This window comes from Azonexus sp. R2A61 (genome assembly GCF_021401135.1).
GTDB lineage: Bacteria > Pseudomonadota > Gammaproteobacteria > Burkholderiales > Rhodocyclaceae > Azonexus.
The window spans coordinates 702,837-718,059 of the sequence record NZ_JACBFO010000001.1; the positions used below are offsets into that span (position 1 = coordinate 702,837).

A 15,223-nucleotide genomic window follows, 5' to 3' on the forward strand; every position below is an offset into this window, starting at 1 on the left:
ACCCCGGTACGATAGCCTTTTCCCCTCAGGAGCGAATCATGGGTCTTCTCGATCAAGTAGTCGGCGGGCTGGCCGCCAATGCCCTCGGTGGCAAGGGTAACGGGCTGGCCGAGATGGCCATGCAGTTGGTCAATCAGTATCCGGGCGGCCTCGGCGGTCTGGTGCAGGCTTTTCAGCAGGGTGGGCTGGGTGAGATCGTCAATTCCTGGGTGTCGACCGGGCAGAACCTGCCGGTGTCGGGCGATCAGTTGAGTTCGGTGCTCGGCAGCGACTTCCTCGGCAAGCTGGCCGGGCAGGCCGGGGTGGCGCCGCAGGAGGTGGCGAACGGGCTGGCCGAATTCCTGCCCGGGCTGGTCGATCAACTGACGCCGGGCGGCAAGCTGCCGGAAGGCGGCGACCTGCTGGCGCAGGGGCTGAACATGCTGAAGAAGGGCGGGCTGTTCGGCTGAGGCCGGGCGGCGTCTGCCGGGAGCGTCCGATGAAATTCGGCTACACCATCCTTTATGTCGATGATGTCCGCCGGACGCTCGATTTCTACGTTGCCGCCTTCGGGCTGAGCGTGCGCTTCCTGCATGAGAGCGGCGACTTCGGCGAGCTGGAGACTGGCGGCACGGCGCTCGCCTTTTCCTCGCGGGCGCTGATGCGCCAGCTGGGTAAGCAGCCGTCGGCGCCGGTTTGCGGCGCGCCCAGTTTCGAAATTGCTTTCGTCTGCGACGATGTCGCGGCGGCGGTCGACCGCGCGCTGGCGGCCGGGGCGCGCCTGGTGCAGGCGCCGGAGGCGATGCCCTGGGGGCAGACGGTGGCTTACGTGGCCGACCTGGAAGGTTTCCTGGTCGAGCTGTGTACGCCGGTCGGCGGCTAGAGGAAGCGTTCGAGCAATACGTTGAGGAAGCGCCGGCCCTTGGCGGTCGGCGCGATCTTTTCCGGGCCGAGGTCGAGCAGACCGTCGGCCTGCGCCGCCTTGAGTTGCGGCAGGATCGCGGTCAGCGGCCGCGAGGTGCGCAGTTCGAACAGGCTGGGGGCGAAGCCGTCGGCCAGGCGCAGCGCGTTCATCATGAATTCGAAGGGCAGTTCGGCGACGGCGACTTCGTGCTCTTCCTGAATCGGTCGACCGGCGCGGACATTTTCCAGATAGGCCTTGGGGTGCTTGTGGCGCATCTGGCGCAGCACGCGGTCGTGCAGCGTCAGCTTGGAATGGGCGCCGGCGCCGATGCCGAGGTAGTCGCCGAAATGCCAGTAGTTGAGGTTGTGCAGGCACTGCCGGCCGGGCTGGGCGAAGGCCGAGGTCTCGTAGTTGGCGTAGCCGGCGGCGGCCAGCCGGGCTTCGATGGCTTCCTGCATGTCGGCGCACAGGTCGCCTTCGGGCAGGTCGGGCGGGAAGGCGGCGAAGTGCGTGTTCGGCTCCAGCGTTAGCTGGTAGCAGGAGAGGTGCGGCGGCGCGAAGGACAGCGCGGTGTCGATGTCGGCGAGCGCTTGCGCCTGCGTTTGATAAGGCAGGCCGTACATCAGGTCGAGATTGAAGCGCTCGAAGTGCTCGCCGGCCAGTTGCGCCGCGCGCTTCGCTTCGGCGCTGCCGTGGATGCGGCCGAGCGCCTTGAGGTGCTCGTCGTTGAAGCTCTGGATGCCGAGCGACAGCCGATTGACCCCGGCGGCGCGAAAGCCGGCGAACTTGCCGGCCTCGACCGTGCCGGGATTGGCTTCGAGCGTGATCTCTGCCTCCGGCGACAACATCGCCAGCGCCCGGAAGGCGCCGATCAGCTCGTCGATGGCGCCCGGCGACAGCAGGCTGGGCGTGCCGCCGCCGAAGAACACTGTCTGCACCGGCCGGCCCCAGATCAGCGGCAGCGCCGACTGCAGATCGGCGATCAGCGCATCGACATACTCGCGCTCGGGAATCTCGCCGCCGTTCTCGTGCGAGTTGAAGTCGCAATACGGACACTTGCGCACGCACCACGGGATATGGACGTAGAGCGAGAGGACCGGGGATTTGCGGAATTCGAGCGGATTTTCGGGGTTTTTTGCGGTCGACCGTACGGGTTCGGCAAAAATCGGGATGGTCTTCGCCACGCTCAGAGTTCCGGCAGCCGCTCGATCAGCTTCTGCATCGCCCGGCCGCGGTGCGAGACGCGGTTCTTGGTATCGGCGTCGAGTTCGGCGGCGGTTTTTCCGAACTCCGGGACGAAGAACAGCGGGTCGTAGCCGAAGCCGCCGTCGCCGCGGTGTTGGTCGACGATTTGGCCGTACCATTCGCCTTCGGCGATGATCGGTTGCGGGTCGTCGGCGCTGCGGCAGAGGACCAGGCAGCTGACGAAGTGGGCGCGGCGGTCAGCCTTGCCGGCGAGTTCGGCGAGCAGTTTTTCGTTGTTGCGGGCATCGGATTTCGGTTCGCCGGCATAACGGGCGGAAATTACGCCCGGCGCGCCGCCGAGCGCCTTGACGCACAGGCCGGAGTCGTCGGCGAGCGCCGGCAGGCCGCTGAGCCGGGCGGCGTGGCGGGCTTTGGCCAGCGCGTTCTCGACGAAGGTGCAGTGCGGCTCCTCGGCTTCCGGGATGCCGAGCTGGCCTTGTGGGATGACTTCGAAGCCGAGCGGTGCGAGCAGCGCGTTGAGCTCCTTCATCTTCTTGGCGTTGTTCGAGGCGAGGACGAGTTTTTGCATGGCGGGGAAATCCGGGCGTCGGAAATTGGCGGAATCTGACGGTCGACCGTCAGATTCCGGGAAAAACGGTTCAGCTGGCGAGCGCGCTCTGCTGTTCGGCGACCAGCTGGCGGATGCCCATCTGGGCGAGGTCCATCAGCACGTTCATCTGTTCGCGGCTGAATGGCTCGCCTTCGGCCGTGCCCTGGACTTCGACGATGCCGCCCTTGCCGGTCATGATCACGTTCATGTCGGTGTCGCAGTTGGAGTCTTCCGGGTAGTCGAGGTCGAGCACGGCGCTGCCTTCATAGATGCCGACCGAGATCGCGGCGACGTGGTCCTTGACCGGGTTGGCCGCCAGCTTGCCGGCCTGCACCAGCTTTTCGCAGGCTTCGTAGAGGGCGATCCAGGCGCCGGTGATCGAGGCGCAGCGGGTGCCGCCGTCGGCTTGCAGGACGTCGCAGTCGAGGGTGATCTGGCGTTCGCCGAGCGCCTTGAGGTCGGTCACGGCGCGCAGGCTGCGGCCGATCAGGCGCTGGATTTCCTGGGTGCGGCCGGTCTGCTTGCCCTTGGCGGCTTCACGCGACGAACGGGTGTGCGTGGCGCGCGGCAGCATGCCGTATTCGGCGGTGACCCAGCCCTGGCCCTTGCCGCGCAGGAAGGGCGGCAGGCTTTCCTCGACCGAGGCGGTGCACAGCACGCGGGTGTCGCCCATTTCGATCAGCACCGAACCTTCGGCGTGGCGGGTGAAATTGCGGGTGATCTTGACGGCGCGGAGCTGGTCCGGCTGGCGTTGGCTGGGACGCATGGGGATTTCCTTATTTTTTCGGGTTGTACTTGTCGATGGCGGCGCGGATTTCGTCGATCGCCGCCTCGATCTCGTCTTCCGACAGTTCGCTCTTGTAGGCCGGGTTGCGGCCGAACTGGTCGAGTCGCGTGGTGACCTGGTCGATCGACATGGTCTGGGTCGAGATGGCGCTGCTGGCTTCTTCGACGTAGTGGTCTTCCCAGCGTACGGCGACGACCGACAGATTGTCGCCGTACTGGCCGCCCTTGGTTTCCGCCTGCGACAGCAGCATCGGCACCACTTGCAGCAGGTTGGCGCCCTTGAGCGCGACGGCCATCGTTTCGCCGGAGGTGACGCCCCACAGGCCGTCGGTGCACAGCAGCAGGATGTCGCCGTGTTCCAGCGGCGTCTTGCGCGAGTAGTCGATTTCCGGCGGTGTCGGGCTGCCGAGGCAGCTGTAGATCTTGTTGCGGTCGGGGTGGCGGGCGGCCTGCGCTTCGCTGACCAGGCCTTCCTCGAGCAGCAGGCGGATGCGCGAATGATCCTTGGTCTGGGCGATGATGCGGCCGTTGCGCATCAGGAACAGACGCGAATCGCCGGCATGCGCCCAGTAGGCGATGTTGTCCTGGACCACGCAGGCAACGCAGGTGGTGCGTGGCGAATCGGCCAGCCGGTGGCGGGCGGTGTAGTCGAGGATGGCGTGGTGGGCGTTGGTCATGCCCTTCTGCAGGAAGCGGAAAGGGTCGGCGAGCGCCGGCCGGGCCTCGCGCTGGAAGGCGTCGGCCAGTGTCTGGACGGCGATCTGGGCGGCGACTTCGCCGTGGTGATGACCGCCCATGCCGTCGGCGACCACCATCATCAGCGCGTCGCGCGAATAGCAGTAGCTCAGGCGGTCTTCGTTGTTGGCGCGGCCGCCCTGGCGGCTTTCCTGATAGATGGTGAATCTCATCGGGCAGCGTTCCGGAATTTGCCGACGACGCGGTCGAACCAGCCAGGCTCGGCCTTGTGCATCGGCGGGACGGTGGCGACCAGCGCCTTCTGCAGGGCGAACACGCTTTGCGGACGGTACAGGTGGTTGAGGTTCAGGCACCAGTCGATGATTTCGAGCAGCCGGTCCGACAACTGCCCTTCCCAGCGCACCATCGCCGGCGTCAGCGTGTCCTTCTTCAGCCGCTCGTCGGCGGCCGGCGGCGGGCAGCCGGCCAGGCAGGCGTACATCGAGGCGCCGACGCTGTAGATGTCGCTCCACGGCCCCAGATCCTTGCGGTTGCCGTAGTGTTCGGGCGACGCGAAGCCCGGGGTGTACATCGGCTTGAGCATCGGCTGGTCGCTGACCAGGGTTTGCCGGGCGGCGCCGAAATCGATCAACACCGGGGTGTTGTCGGCGCGCAGATAAATGTTCGAGGGCTTCAGGTCGAGATGCAGCAGTTTGTGCGAATGCACTTCGCGCAGGCCGTTCAGCATGCGGGTGAACACGTTGCGGATGAAACGCTCGGAAACGTGTCCCTGGTGCTTCTGGATGTATTCCTGCAGGGTGCGGCCGTGCTCGTATTCCATGACCATGTAGACGGTCTCGTTGGCCCGGAAGAAGTTGAGCACGCGGATCACGTTGGGATGCGACAGCTTGGCCAGCGCCCGCCCTTCCTCGAAGAAACACTTCATGCCGTAGCGGAAGGCGCCCAGGTGTTCCGGCGTGATCAGCGGCTTGACTTCGCCCTTGGCCCGCAATGCCAGGCTGTTCGGCAGGTATTCCTTGATCGCCACCTGCCGGCCGTCGGGGTCCGCGGCGAGATACACGATGGAGAAACCGCCAAGCGAAAGCTGGCGATCTATCGTGTACTCCTCCAGTGGGTGCCCCCCGGGCAGCGGGTGATTGGCTTGTTGCGCCATCTGTCTCGCGGTTATGATCCAGAGGCAGGCATTGTCGGGCGTGTTGTCCGACCTGTAAAGCTGGAGACTCCCCGAGCATGATATGCAGCATGACCGGATATGCAGTGAAAACCCGCGATCTTGAACGCGGCACGCTGCAGATCGAACTGAAAAGCGTCAATTCCCGTTACCTCGATTTCCACTTCCGCATCGCCGACGATCTGCGGGCCCTGGAAATCCCGCTGCGCGAGTTGCTGGCCAGCCATCTGTCGCGCGGCAAGGTCGAGTGCCGGCTGTCGTTCAACGCAGCGGCGGCGCGCGGCGAGCAACTGCAGATCAATGGCGAGCTGCTGTCGTCGTTGCGCCTGCTCGGCGCGCAAGTCCGGGAAGCGCTGCCCGAGGCGTCGCCGCTATCGGTCAACGAAGTGTTGCGCTGGCCCGGCATGTTCGGTGAGCAGGGCATCGATTTTGCCGCGCTGGGCCCGGAAGTGTTGGCGCTGGCGCGCGAAGCACTGAAGGATTTCACCGCGACACGGGCACGCGAAGGTGAAAAACTGGCCCAGACCATCGTCGACCGCGTCGATGCGATGCGCGAGATCGTGCGCGGCGTCGAGCCGCGCATTCCGGAAGCGCAGGCGCTGTTCACCGACAAGCTGCGGCAGCGGTTGGTCGAGGCGCTGGGCAACGCCAGCGACGACCGCATCCTGCAGGAAGTCGCCGTGTTTGCCACGCGCATCGACGTCGCCGAGGAACTGGCCCGCCTGAACACCCATCTCGACGAAGTGCGACGTATCCTGAAAGCCGGCGGCGCCTGCGGCAAGCGTCTTGATTTCCTGATGCAGGAACTGAATCGCGAAGCCAATACCCTGGCGTCGAAGTCGGCGATCACCGAAGTGTCGCAGGCGGCGATGGAGCTCAAGCTGCTGATCGAGCAGATGCGCGAGCAGATCCAGAACCTGGAATAAGGAATGGCGATGTCCGGCAACCTCTACGTCGTCGCGGCGCCTTCCGGCGCCGGCAAGACCACGCTGGTGCGCATGCTGCTGGCCAGCGAGGCCGGCGTTAACCTGTCGATTTCGCACACCACGCGTTCGCCGCGTCCGGGCGAGAGCGATGGGCGGGAATACCATTTCGTTGCGGTCGACGCCTTCCGCGCGATGATTTCGCGCGGCGAGTTTCTCGAATGGGCGGAGGTGCATGGCAATTTCTACGGCACCTCGAAATCGCGCATCGCCGAACAGCTGGCCGCCGGCAGCGACGTGCTGCTGGAAATCGACTGGCAGGGCGCGCAGCAGGTGCGGCAGCAGTTTCCGGAGGCCATCGGCATCTTCATCCTGCCGCCGTCGATGGAGGAACTGACCCGGCGGCTGACCGGTCGCGGGACCGATGCGCCGGAGGTCGTCGAACGTCGTCTTGCCGCGGCACAGGCGGAAATGCGCCATGTCGGGGAATTCGACTATGTTATTATTAACGACCAGTTGGACCAGGCATTGGACGATTTGCGCGCCGTTGTGCGTGCCGCCCGCCTGGCCGTCGGCAAGCAGCGTGCGCGTCATGCCGGGTTGTTTGCCAAGTTGTTATGAACGAAAGAATTTCCGAGGTTTGCCATGGCTCGCGTTACCGTCGATGATTGCCTGAAAAGGATTCCCAACCGCTTCCAGATGACCCTGGCCGCCGCGCATCGCGCTCGCCAGATCGCCAACGGCGCGACGCCGCTGGTCGATGTCGAGAAGGACAAGCCGACCGTTGTCGCACTGCGCGAAATGGCGATCGGCAAGGTCGGGCTGGAAGTCCTCAACCGCGGCCAGGCCTGAGCGACAGGGCGGTGAAGCCGGATGGACCCAGCGCCGTCGCTCCCGCCCAGCTATGAGGAACCCGCTTACCGGGTCTTCCTCGACAGTCTCGATTATCTTCCGCCGACTGATGTAGAACGCATCAAGTCGGCGTTTGCCTTTTCCGCGAAGGCGCATGCGCATCAGAAGCGCATGTCCGGCGAGCCCTACATCACGCATCCGCTGGCCGTTGCCGGCGCGGTGGTCGAATGGCGCATGGACGCCGATGCCGTCTGTGCCGCGTTGCTGCACGACACGATGGAGGACACCGGCGCGACCAAGCAGGAGCTGGCCGAAAAATTCGGCAAGCCGGTCGCCGAGCTGGTCGATGGCCTGTCCAAGCTCGACAAGATGGAATTCGCTTCCTATCAGGAAGCGCAGGCCGAGAATTTCCGCAAGATGCTGATGGCGATGGCGCGCGATCTGCGCGTCGTGCTGATCAAGCTGGCCGACCGTCAGCACAATGTTCAGACGATGTCGGCGATGCGCGTCGACAAGCGGGTGCGCATCGCCCGCGAAACGCTGGAAATCTACGCGCCGATCGCCTTGCGCCTCGGGTTGAACAAGCTGTATCGCGACTTGCAGGACACTTCGTTCCGGCTGATCCATCCGCATCGCGCCGAGGTGCTGAGCAAGGCCTTGAAGGCCGCGCGCGGCAACCGTGCCGAACTGCTCGGACGCATCCAGGACGGCATCTGCGACAAGCTTGCGCATGCCGGGCTGAAGGCGGATGTCTTCGGGCGCGAGAAGAGCCTTTACTCGATCTTCCGCAAGATGAAGGACAAGCACCTGTCGTTTTCGCAGGTGCTCGACATCTACGGTTTCCGTGTCGTCGTCGACAATGTGCCGACCTGCTATCTGGCGCTCGGCGCGCTGCATGCGCTGTACAAGCCGGTGCCGGGCAAGTTCAAGGATTACATCGCGATTCCCAAGGCCAACGGCTACCAGTCGCTGCACACGACCTTGATCGGCCCCTACGGCACGCCGGTCGAAGTGCAGATCCGCACGCGCGAGATGCACAACGTCGCTCAGGAAGGCGTTGCTGCGCACTGGCTGTACAAGGACGACGGCGAGTCCAGCGCCGATCTGCAGATCAAGACGCACAAATGGCTGCAATCGCTGCTCGAGATGCAGAGCAGCGACTCGGCCGAGTTCTTCGAAAACGTCAAGATCGACCTCTTCCCGGACGAGGTTTACGTCTTCACGCCCAAGGGCAAGATCCTCGCCATGCCCAGCGGGGCGACGGCGGTCGATTTCGCTTACGCGGTGCATACCGATGTCGGTAATCATTGTTCGGCGGCGCGCATCAACCACGAACTGGCGCCGCTGCGCACCGAGCTGAAGAACGGCGATCTGGTCGAGATCGTCACCTCGCCGAAGGCAACGCCCAACCCGGTGTGGCTGAGCTATGTGAAGACCGGTCGGGCGCGCAGCAAGATCCGGCATTTCCTGCGCACGACGCAGAACGAGGAATCGGCCCGGCTCGGCGAACGGCTGTTGCGCCAGGAATTGCTGTCGCTCGGCGTGGTGCCGATCTCGATCCCCGGCGAAGCCTGGGATGCGCTGGTCAAGGCCGGCGGTCAGCAGTCGCTCGAGGAGGTGTATACCGATATCGGTCTGGGCAAGCGCCTGCCCTCCGTCGTCGCCCGGCGTCTGCTGGCGCGCGAGGACATCCAGGCCGACAAGGCGCAGCACATGACGCTGGCGATTCACGGCAACGAAGGCATGGCGATCCAGCTGGCGCGCTGCTGTCAGCCGATTCCGGGCGATCCGATCATCGGTTCGATCCGCAAGGGCAGCGGTATGGTGATCCACACCCACGATTGCCCGAGCATCCGCAAATCGCGCTCCAGCGAGCCGCAGAAATGGATCGACGTCGAGTGGGAGCCGGAAGACGGCAAACTGTTCGACCTGCGCATCCGGATCGAGGTCAAGAACACGCGCGGCGTGCTGGCCCAGGTTTCCGGCGCCATCGCCGAGGCCGGCTCGAACATCGAGCACGTGTCGATGGATGCCGATCCGGAGCGTCTGTTCACCCTGCTGCGGTTCACCATCCAGGTGGCCAACCGCACCCACCTGGCTGCGGTGATGCGCGGCCTGCGTCATATTCCGGAAGTCACCCGGATTACCCGGGAACGGGGCGGAGAGGCATGAAGGTTCTGGTGCTGGGTGCCGGTGTCATCGGAGTGACCAGTGCCTGGTACCTGAACGCGGCCGGTCATCAGGTCACGGTGCTCGAGCGGCAACCGGGCGTGGCCCTCGAAACCAGCTTTGCCAACGGCGGCCAGGTTTCGGTATCGCATGCCGAACCCTGGGCCAATCCGCATGTCTTTTCGCAATTGCTGCGCTGGTTCGGGCGCGAGGATGCGCCATTGCTCTGGCGCTGGCGCGTCGATCCGGCGCAACTGGCCTGGGGGCTGCGTTTCCTGCGCGAATGCACGCCTGGCCGGACGCAGGCCAACGTCGCGGCGATCGTCGCGCTGGCCCTGTATAGCCGGGAACGCCTGCAGACGCTGCGCGACGAGCTCGGCCTGCACTACGACCAGTTGGCGCGTGGCATCCTTCACGTCTATACCGATCCGCGTGCCTATGCCCTGGCGCTCGAAGCGGCGCGCCTGATGCGCCAGTTCGGGCTGGATCGCGAACCGGTCGATGTCGACGCCTGCCTGCGCATCGAACCGGCGTTGACCGAGGCCCGGCATCTGCTCGTCGGCGGCGATTACACCCCGTCCGACGAGTCGGGCGATGCCCATTTGTTCACCCGCCAACTGGCGGAGCGGGCGGCGGCGGCCGGCGTCGTTTTTCGCCACGGTATCCAGGTCGACCGCATGGCGGCGGCCGGCGGCCGGGTGGCCGGCGTCATCGCCAGCGACGGACAGAGTACCGATCTATACACTGCTGATGCCTATGTCGTGGCCCTGGGCAGTCATGCACCGGGTCTGTTGCGGCCGCTCGGCGTCGGTCTGCCGATCTATCCGGCGAAGGGCTATTCGGCGACGCTGACGCTGGCCGACGGTGCCGTGGCGCCGAGCGTCAGCATCACCGACGACGAGCGCCGACTGGTCTTCTCGCGCCTGGGCAATCGCCTGCGCGTTGCCGGCACGGCGGAGTTCAACGGCTTCAACCTGGCACTCAACGAGGTGCGCTGCCGGGCGCTGATCGAACGGGCGCAACGCCTGTTCCCCCGGCTCGAGGTCGAGGGCGAGCCGCAGTTCTGGTGCGGCTTGCGTCCGGCCACGCCGTCCAACGTCCCGGTCATCGGACGGGCCAGGCGTTATGCCAACCTGTGGTTGAATGCCGGCCACGGTACGCTGGGCTGGACCATGGCCTGCGGCTCGGGCGCCGCGCTGGCGGATTTGATGTCGGGACGTCGGGCTCGGGCGGCCTTCCCCTTTCTGTGCTGATCGACACCCATTGCCATCTCGATGCCGGCGAATTCGACGGCGATCGGGCGCAGGTGTATGCCCATGCCTTGCTCCACGGCGTCGAACGCATCGTCGTGCCGGCAGTTGCGGTCGACGGCTTTGCCGGCACCAAAAGCACCGTCGCCGCCTATTCCCGCTGTGTTGCGGCGTATGGAATCCATCCGCTCTATGTGATGCAGGCAGGCGAGGACGATCTGGTGCAGGTCGGCGACTGGCTGGATCGCGAGCGGCCGGTCGCCGTCGGCGAGATCGGGCTGGATTTTCATGTGCCGGGCATCGATGCGGCGCGGCAGCAAAGTTTTTTCGTCGCGCAATTGAAACTGGCCAGGGCGCGCGATTTGCCGGTGATCCTGCATGTGCGGCGCGCGGTCGATGCGGTGCTGCGCGAACTGCGGCGGGTGCGCGTGCGCGGCGGCATCGCCCATGCTTTCAACGGGAGTCCGCAGCAGGCCGCGGAGTTCATCAAGCTCGGCTTCAAGCTCGGTTTCGGCGGTGCCGCGACTTACTCCGGTTCAACCCGCATCCGCCAGCTGGCGGCAACGTTGCCGATCGAGAGCATCGTGCTCGAGACCGACGCTCCGGACATCCCTCCGGTCTGGCTCAACCGGGGGCGCAATGCGCCGGGCGAACTGCCGCGCATTGCGGCGGAAGTCGCGGCCCTGCGGGGGATGCCGCCCGCAGCGCTGATCGCTGCGACGGGCGATAACGCCAGGGGGGTGCTGGGTTTTTCCTGATTGCTGCGGTCGACCGCAGCAATCAGGAAAAACTGCGCGTGAACCGTTCGGCGTTTGCTTGGGGCGGTAAAAACAAAGCCGCTTGCCCCGGCGGGCAAAGCGGCTTTGGCGACGCGGCGTCGACGATGTCGGTGCGTCAGGCGGCGAGCAGGCCGCGCATTTTTTGCAGCGCCTTGGCTTCGATCTGGCGGATGCGCTCGGCCGAAACGTCGAACTCGGCGGCCAGTTCGTGCAGCGTCGCCGCTTCGCCTTCGGCCAGCCAGCGGGCTTCGACGATCCGCCGGCTGCGCGGATCGAGGGCTTCCAGTGCGCCATGCAGGCCTTCCTGCTGCAGGTGCGCCTTGGCCTTGTTTTCCAGCACGCGGGTCGGTTCGTAGCGCGAGTCGGCCAGGTAGTCGATCGGCGCGAAGCTGTCCTCGCCGTCGTCCGGGCTGCCTTCCAGCGCCAGATCGCGGCCGGTCAGCCGGGTTTCCATCTCGACCACTTCCTCCGGCTTGACGCCGAGCTTGCCGGCGACTTCGGCGGCCTGCGTGCCGGACAGCGTGTCGACGCCCTCGTAGTCGTTCTTCAGGCTGCGCAGGTTGAAGAACAGCTTGCGCTGCGCCTTGGTCGTGGCGACCTTGACCAGCCGCCAGTTCTTCAGGATGTATTCGTGAATCTCGGCCTTGATCCAGTGCATCGCGAACGACACCAGACGCACGCCGCGCGTCGGATCGAAGCGCTTGACCGCCTTCATCAGGCCGATGTTGCCTTCCTGAATCAGGTCGGCGTGCGGCAGGCCGTAGCCGAGGTAGCCGCGGGCGATCGAAATCACCAGACGCAGATGCGACAGCACGAGCTGGCGGGCCGCTTCCACATCGCCTTCGTTGTGGAAACGCTCGGCCAGCCGGGTCTCTTCCGCCTCGGACAGCATCGGATAACGGTTCGCCGCCTGGATGTAGGCGTCGATGTTGCCGACGGCTGAGGGCATGGGAAGCGCCATAGCTTGGGTCATAGCGTAATATCCTCCTTCAACGTTTGAATCCATTTTAGCACTCGCAAACTCAGAGTGCTAACAGACATGCAAGTTCCCATTTATCGGGGGCGTTTCGCCCCGTCGCCGACCGGTCCGCTGCATTTCGGCTCGCTGGTTGCCGCTGTCGGCAGCCACCTCGACGCCCGTACACAAGGCGGAGAATGGCTGGTCCGCATGGAAGACGTCGATGCGCCGCGTTGCGTGCCGGGGGCCGCCGACGACATCCTGCGTACGCTGGAGGCCTTCGGTTTCGCCTGGGACGGGCCGGTGCTGTACCAGCATCGGCGCAGCGAGGCCTATGCGGCGGCGCTCGATGCACTGATCGACGCGGGCGACGTGTATCCCTGCGCCTGTTCGCGCAAGGATATCGCCGAGGCGGCAAGACGCATGGCGGACGATGGCGGGCCGGTCTATCCGGGCACCTGCCGTCGTGGACTGCCGGCCGGCCAGCCAGCGCGGGCCTGGCGGTTGCGCGTCGGAAATTCGCCGGTTTCCTTCGTCGACCGCATCCAGGGTGAAATCTGTCAGCGTCTGGCGGACGATGTCGGCGATTTTGTGCTGCGCCGGGCCGACGGCCTGTTCGCCTACCAACTGGCAGTCACGGTCGACGATCATTTCCAGCAGATTTCCGATGTCGTGCGCGGCGCCGACCTGTTGGCGTCAACCCCGCGCCAGATCGCGCTGTTGCAGGCGCTCGGTTATTCGCTGCCGCGCTACGCGCATCTGCCGGTGGCGGCCAATCCGGCGGGTGAAAAATGGTCCAAGCAGACGCGGGCGCCGGCGCTGGACGTCGGCCGCGCACCTGCCGAACTGGTCCGTGCGCTGCATTTCCTGGGTCAGGCAGCGCCACCGGCACTGGCGACGGCCGACGTCGCCACGGTCTGGGCCTGGGCCTGCGAGCACTGGCGCTTCGACCGGGTGCCGCGCCGGGCGGCGATCATGGCGCCGGCGGTCGGCGGCTGATCTGGGCTTCGGCGTGCCAGTGCTTGTGGCCGTAGCCGGCGATGCCGACCAGCGCACGTATCAGGCCGTAGCTCAGCCAACTGAGCAGCCTTGCCGGCCAGGCCCGGGTGGCCAGGTCGCCGGCCCGAATCTCGCGGGCGCCGTCGGCGATGGCGTCGTGCAGGCTGGCGCGTAGTTCGCCGGCAAACTGCGCGTCGCGGACGAACAGGTTGGCCTCCTTGGCAAGCAGCAGGCTGAACGGATCGATGTTCGACGAACCGACGGTTGCCCAGTCCCGGTCGATCACGGCGACCTTGGCGTGCAGGAAGCTCTTTTCGTATTCGAAGATGCGGATGCCGGCCTTCAGCGCCGCGGCATAGAGCGTGCGTGTCGCGTGATGCAGCAGCGGATGGTCGCTCTTGCCCTGGAGCAGGATGCCGATCCGTACGCCGCGCCGGGCGGCGGCGAACAGCGCGCGGCCGAAGCGGATGCCGGGCAGGAAGTAGGCATTGGCGATCAGGATTTCCACCTCGGCGGCGTCGATCGCGTCGATGTAGGCGTTCAGGATGTCGTTGCGGTGGCGGATGTTGTCGCGGATCAGGAAGGCGGCCTGTTGCGTGCCGGCAAGCTCGCAGCAGGGCTGATGCAATGGCCGGATGCGGAAACGCCGCTTGAAGTTGACCCAGGTGACGATTTCCCACATCCGGCGGGCCGCGTGATGCACCTGCGCCAGCACCGGGCCTTCGATGCGCACCGCGTAGTCGTAGCGCGGGCGCATGTCTTCGGGGGCGTTGTCGTCGTCGACGATGTTGATGCCGCCGACGAAGGCGACGCGCCCGTCGATCACCGCCAGTTTGCGGTGCAGCCGACGCAGGCGGTGGCGGGCCAGGCGCAAGGAGCCCAGTTCGGGGCGGTAGAACAGGGTGCGGACGCCGGCGGCGGACAGTTGCGGACGGAAATCGGCGGCGAAATTCCGGGCGCCGAAGCCGTCGACCGTGACATTGACCGTGACGCCCCGGCGCGCCGCCGCGCACAGCGCCGAGGCGACTTCATGGCCGACCGCGTCGTTGGCGAAGATATAGCTTTCGAGGTAGATCTCGCGTTGTGCCGCGGCCAGCGCGGCAAGCAGGGCGGGAAAATAGGCCCGGCCGGAGTTGAGCAGGGTCAGCTGGTTGCCGGGGAGGAACTCAGTATCCATGCACCGTCAGGTGGGCCGACAACGCCGCATGATCGGAGATGGCCGACCACGGGGCGCCGAAATGCACTTCGGTCTGGGCGATCTTGAAGCCACGGACGTAGATGCGGTCGAGCCGGAACATCGGCAGGGCCGCCGGAAAACTGCGTACCGGCCGGCCGGCCGGCGCGCTGAAGGCTTCTTGCAGGTCGAGGCGGCGGGCCAGGTGTTCGCAGGCGCGGCTGCGCCAGTCGTTGAAGTCGCCGGCAACGATCAGCGGGGCGCCTGGATCGTCGAGGCGGTCGAGATAATCGGCCAGCGCATCCATCTGGCGGCGGCGGGAATGGCCGAACAGCGACAGGTGCACGCAGACGCAGTGCGCCGCCGGGCCGTTGGGTAGTTCGATCCGGCAGTGCAGCAGGCCGCGCTTCTCGAAGTGCAGGTGGGTGACGTCCTGATTGTGCGCGTGCAGGATGGGAAAGCGCGACAGGATCGCGTTGCCGTGGTGGCCGTGGTCGTAGACCATGTTGCGGCCATAGGCCGACTGCCAGATTTCCTCGGCGAGGAATTCGTGCTGCGGTCGACCGGGCCAGTCGGCATGTTTTTCCGCGTGCCCCAGATGCAGGCCCTGGACTTCCTGCAGGAAGACCAGGTCGGGGTTCAGATGGCGCAAGCGCTCGCGCAGCTCATGCACCATCATCCGCCGGTTGAATTGCGAGAAGCCCTTGTGGATGTTGTAGGTGGTGATGTGAATTATGTTCTTATCTCTTTGATTAGTAACAGTATTCACTTTTAAAGACCTCGATTTT

The 15,223-nt window shown here is 65.6% G+C and carries 17 protein-coding genes; 9 read left to right on the forward strand and 8 right to left on the reverse strand.

Annotated elements, in window-relative coordinates; translation table 11 throughout:
- Window positions 1-38 precede the first annotated feature (38 nt).
- Together L0962_RS03475 and L0962_RS03480 are read left to right on the forward strand one after the other, a co-directional pair.
- Window positions 39-449, forward strand: a complete 411-nt coding sequence (locus L0962_RS03475; protein ID WP_234084206.1) for a YidB family protein — start codon at window positions 39-41, stop codon at window positions 447-449.
- 29 nt (window positions 450-478) lie between these two features.
- Complete coding sequence (locus L0962_RS03480) at window positions 479-862, forward strand: VOC family protein (protein ID WP_234084208.1); 384 nt, start codon at window positions 479-481, stop codon at window positions 860-862.
- Here the strand turns inward: L0962_RS03480 and hemW are convergent.
- From hemW to L0962_RS03505, 5 genes are all read right to left on the reverse strand, one after another.
- Entirely contained in the window at window positions 859-2,067 is a 1,209-nt protein-coding gene (gene hemW, locus L0962_RS03485; protein WP_234084210.1) for a radical SAM family heme chaperone HemW, read from the reverse strand. The genes L0962_RS03480 and hemW overlap by 4 nt on opposite strands.
- A gap of 2 nt (window positions 2,068-2,069) precedes the next feature.
- A complete protein-coding gene (rdgB, locus tag L0962_RS03490) occupies window positions 2,070-2,657 on the reverse strand; it encodes an RdgB/HAM1 family non-canonical purine NTP pyrophosphatase (protein ID WP_234084212.1) in 588 nt (195 codons plus the stop codon).
- A 70-nt stretch (window positions 2,658-2,727) separates the two neighbouring features.
- Window positions 2,728-3,444: a ribonuclease PH gene (rph, locus tag L0962_RS03495; RefSeq protein WP_234084213.1), complete on the reverse strand. Its 717-nt coding sequence runs from the start codon at window positions 3,442-3,444 to the stop codon at window positions 2,728-2,730.
- Between the two features lie 10 nt (window positions 3,445-3,454).
- The gene (locus tag L0962_RS03500) at window positions 3,455-4,372 is read right to left on the reverse strand and encodes a PP2C family serine/threonine-protein phosphatase (RefSeq protein WP_234084216.1); all 918 of its coding nucleotides are present in this window, start codon (window positions 4,370-4,372) and stop codon (window positions 3,455-3,457) included.
- Complete coding sequence (locus L0962_RS03505; protein ID WP_234084218.1) at window positions 4,369-5,313, reverse strand: serine/threonine-protein kinase; 945 nt, start codon at window positions 5,311-5,313, stop codon at window positions 4,369-4,371. Before L0962_RS03505 ends, L0962_RS03500 begins: the two co-directional genes overlap by 4 nt.
- A 77-nt stretch (window positions 5,314-5,390) precedes the next feature.
- Here L0962_RS03505 and L0962_RS03510 point away from each other — a divergent pair, with 77 nt between their 5' ends.
- From L0962_RS03510 to L0962_RS03535, 6 genes are read left to right on the forward strand one after another with little or no spacing between them, the layout of a single operon-like run.
- Complete coding sequence (locus L0962_RS03510; RefSeq protein ID WP_234084220.1) at window positions 5,391-6,257, forward strand: YicC/YloC family endoribonuclease; 867 nt, start codon at window positions 5,391-5,393, stop codon at window positions 6,255-6,257.
- 3 nt (window positions 6,258-6,260) lie between these two features.
- Window positions 6,261-6,875 (forward strand): guanylate kinase, encoded by a 615-nt coding sequence (gmk, locus tag L0962_RS03515; RefSeq protein WP_367398008.1) that lies wholly within the window; start codon window positions 6,261-6,263, stop codon window positions 6,873-6,875.
- A gap of 24 nt (window positions 6,876-6,899) precedes the next feature.
- Entirely contained in the window at window positions 6,900-7,106 is a 207-nt protein-coding gene (gene rpoZ / locus L0962_RS03520) for a DNA-directed RNA polymerase subunit omega (RefSeq protein ID WP_234084224.1), read from the forward strand.
- Window positions 7,107-7,127: 21 nt separating this feature from the next.
- Window positions 7,128-9,278 carry a bifunctional (p)ppGpp synthetase/guanosine-3',5'-bis(diphosphate) 3'-pyrophosphohydrolase gene (locus tag L0962_RS03525; RefSeq protein WP_234084226.1) on the forward strand — a complete coding sequence of 717 codons (2,151 nt, stop codon included), beginning with the start codon at window positions 7,128-7,130 and terminating at the stop codon, window positions 9,276-9,278.
- Complete coding sequence (locus L0962_RS03530; protein WP_234084228.1) at window positions 9,275-10,528, forward strand: D-amino acid dehydrogenase; 1,254 nt, start codon at window positions 9,275-9,277, stop codon at window positions 10,526-10,528. The genes L0962_RS03525 and L0962_RS03530 overlap by 4 nt, the downstream gene beginning before the upstream one ends.
- Window positions 10,522-11,283, forward strand: coding sequence for a TatD family hydrolase (locus L0962_RS03535; protein ID WP_234084230.1), 762 nt, complete (start codon window positions 10,522-10,524; stop codon window positions 11,281-11,283). The genes L0962_RS03530 and L0962_RS03535 overlap by 7 nt, the downstream gene beginning before the upstream one ends.
- 136 nt (window positions 11,284-11,419) lie before the next feature.
- Here L0962_RS03535 and rpoH read toward each other — a convergent pair whose 3' ends face one another.
- Complete coding sequence (rpoH, locus tag L0962_RS03540) at window positions 11,420-12,277, reverse strand: RNA polymerase sigma factor RpoH (RefSeq protein ID WP_234084232.1); 858 nt, start codon at window positions 12,275-12,277, stop codon at window positions 11,420-11,422.
- 66 nt (window positions 12,278-12,343) lie between these two features.
- Here rpoH and gluQRS point away from each other — a divergent pair, with 66 nt between their 5' ends.
- Entirely contained in the window at window positions 12,344-13,261 is a 918-nt protein-coding gene (gene gluQRS, locus L0962_RS03545; RefSeq protein ID WP_234084234.1) for a tRNA glutamyl-Q(34) synthetase GluQRS, read from the forward strand.
- Here gluQRS and clsB read toward each other — a convergent pair.
- The gene (clsB, locus tag L0962_RS03550) at window positions 13,236-14,438 is read right to left on the reverse strand and encodes a cardiolipin synthase ClsB (RefSeq protein WP_234084236.1); all 1,203 of its coding nucleotides are present in this window, start codon (window positions 14,436-14,438) and stop codon (window positions 13,236-13,238) included. The genes gluQRS and clsB overlap by 26 nt on opposite strands.
- A complete protein-coding gene (locus tag L0962_RS03555; protein ID WP_367398009.1) occupies window positions 14,428-15,204 on the reverse strand; it encodes an endonuclease/exonuclease/phosphatase family protein in 777 nt (258 codons plus the stop codon). The genes clsB and L0962_RS03555 overlap by 11 nt, the downstream gene beginning before the upstream one ends.
- Window positions 15,205-15,223 lie beyond the last annotated feature (19 nt).

Coding starts and splice junctions, on each gene's coding strand:
- clsB (WP_234084236.1), bottom strand. CDS start 14,438: ATGGATACTGAGTTCCTCCCCGGCAACCAGCTGACCCTGCTCAACTCC.
- L0962_RS03505 (WP_234084218.1), bottom strand. CDS start 5,313: ATGGCGCAACAAGCCAATCACCCGCTGCCCGGGGGGCACCCACTGGAG.
- rdgB (WP_234084212.1), bottom strand. CDS start 2,657: ATGCAAAAACTCGTCCTCGCCTCGAACAACGCCAAGAAGATGAAGGAG.
- rpoH (WP_234084232.1), bottom strand. CDS start 12,277: ATGACCCAAGCTATGGCGCTTCCCATGCCCTCAGCCGTCGGCAACATC.
- L0962_RS03525 (WP_234084226.1), top strand. CDS start 7,128: ATGGACCCAGCGCCGTCGCTCCCGCCCAGCTATGAGGAACCCGCTTAC.
- L0962_RS03480 (WP_234084208.1), top strand. CDS start 479: ATGAAATTCGGCTACACCATCCTTTATGTCGATGATGTCCGCCGGACG.
- L0962_RS03510 (WP_234084220.1), top strand. CDS start 5,391: ATGATATGCAGCATGACCGGATATGCAGTGAAAACCCGCGATCTTGAA.
- L0962_RS03500 (WP_234084216.1), bottom strand. CDS start 4,372: ATGAGATTCACCATCTATCAGGAAAGCCGCCAGGGCGGCCGCGCCAAC.
- gmk (WP_367398008.1), top strand. CDS start 6,261: ATGGCGATGTCCGGCAACCTCTACGTCGTCGCGGCGCCTTCCGGCGCC.
- L0962_RS03475 (WP_234084206.1), top strand. CDS start 39: ATGGGTCTTCTCGATCAAGTAGTCGGCGGGCTGGCCGCCAATGCCCTC.
- rpoZ (WP_234084224.1), top strand. CDS start 6,900: ATGGCTCGCGTTACCGTCGATGATTGCCTGAAAAGGATTCCCAACCGC.
- gluQRS (WP_234084234.1), top strand. CDS start 12,344: ATGCAAGTTCCCATTTATCGGGGGCGTTTCGCCCCGTCGCCGACCGGT.
- rph (WP_234084213.1), bottom strand. CDS start 3,444: ATGCGTCCCAGCCAACGCCAGCCGGACCAGCTCCGCGCCGTCAAGATC.
- L0962_RS03530 (WP_234084228.1), top strand. CDS start 9,275: ATGAAGGTTCTGGTGCTGGGTGCCGGTGTCATCGGAGTGACCAGTGCC.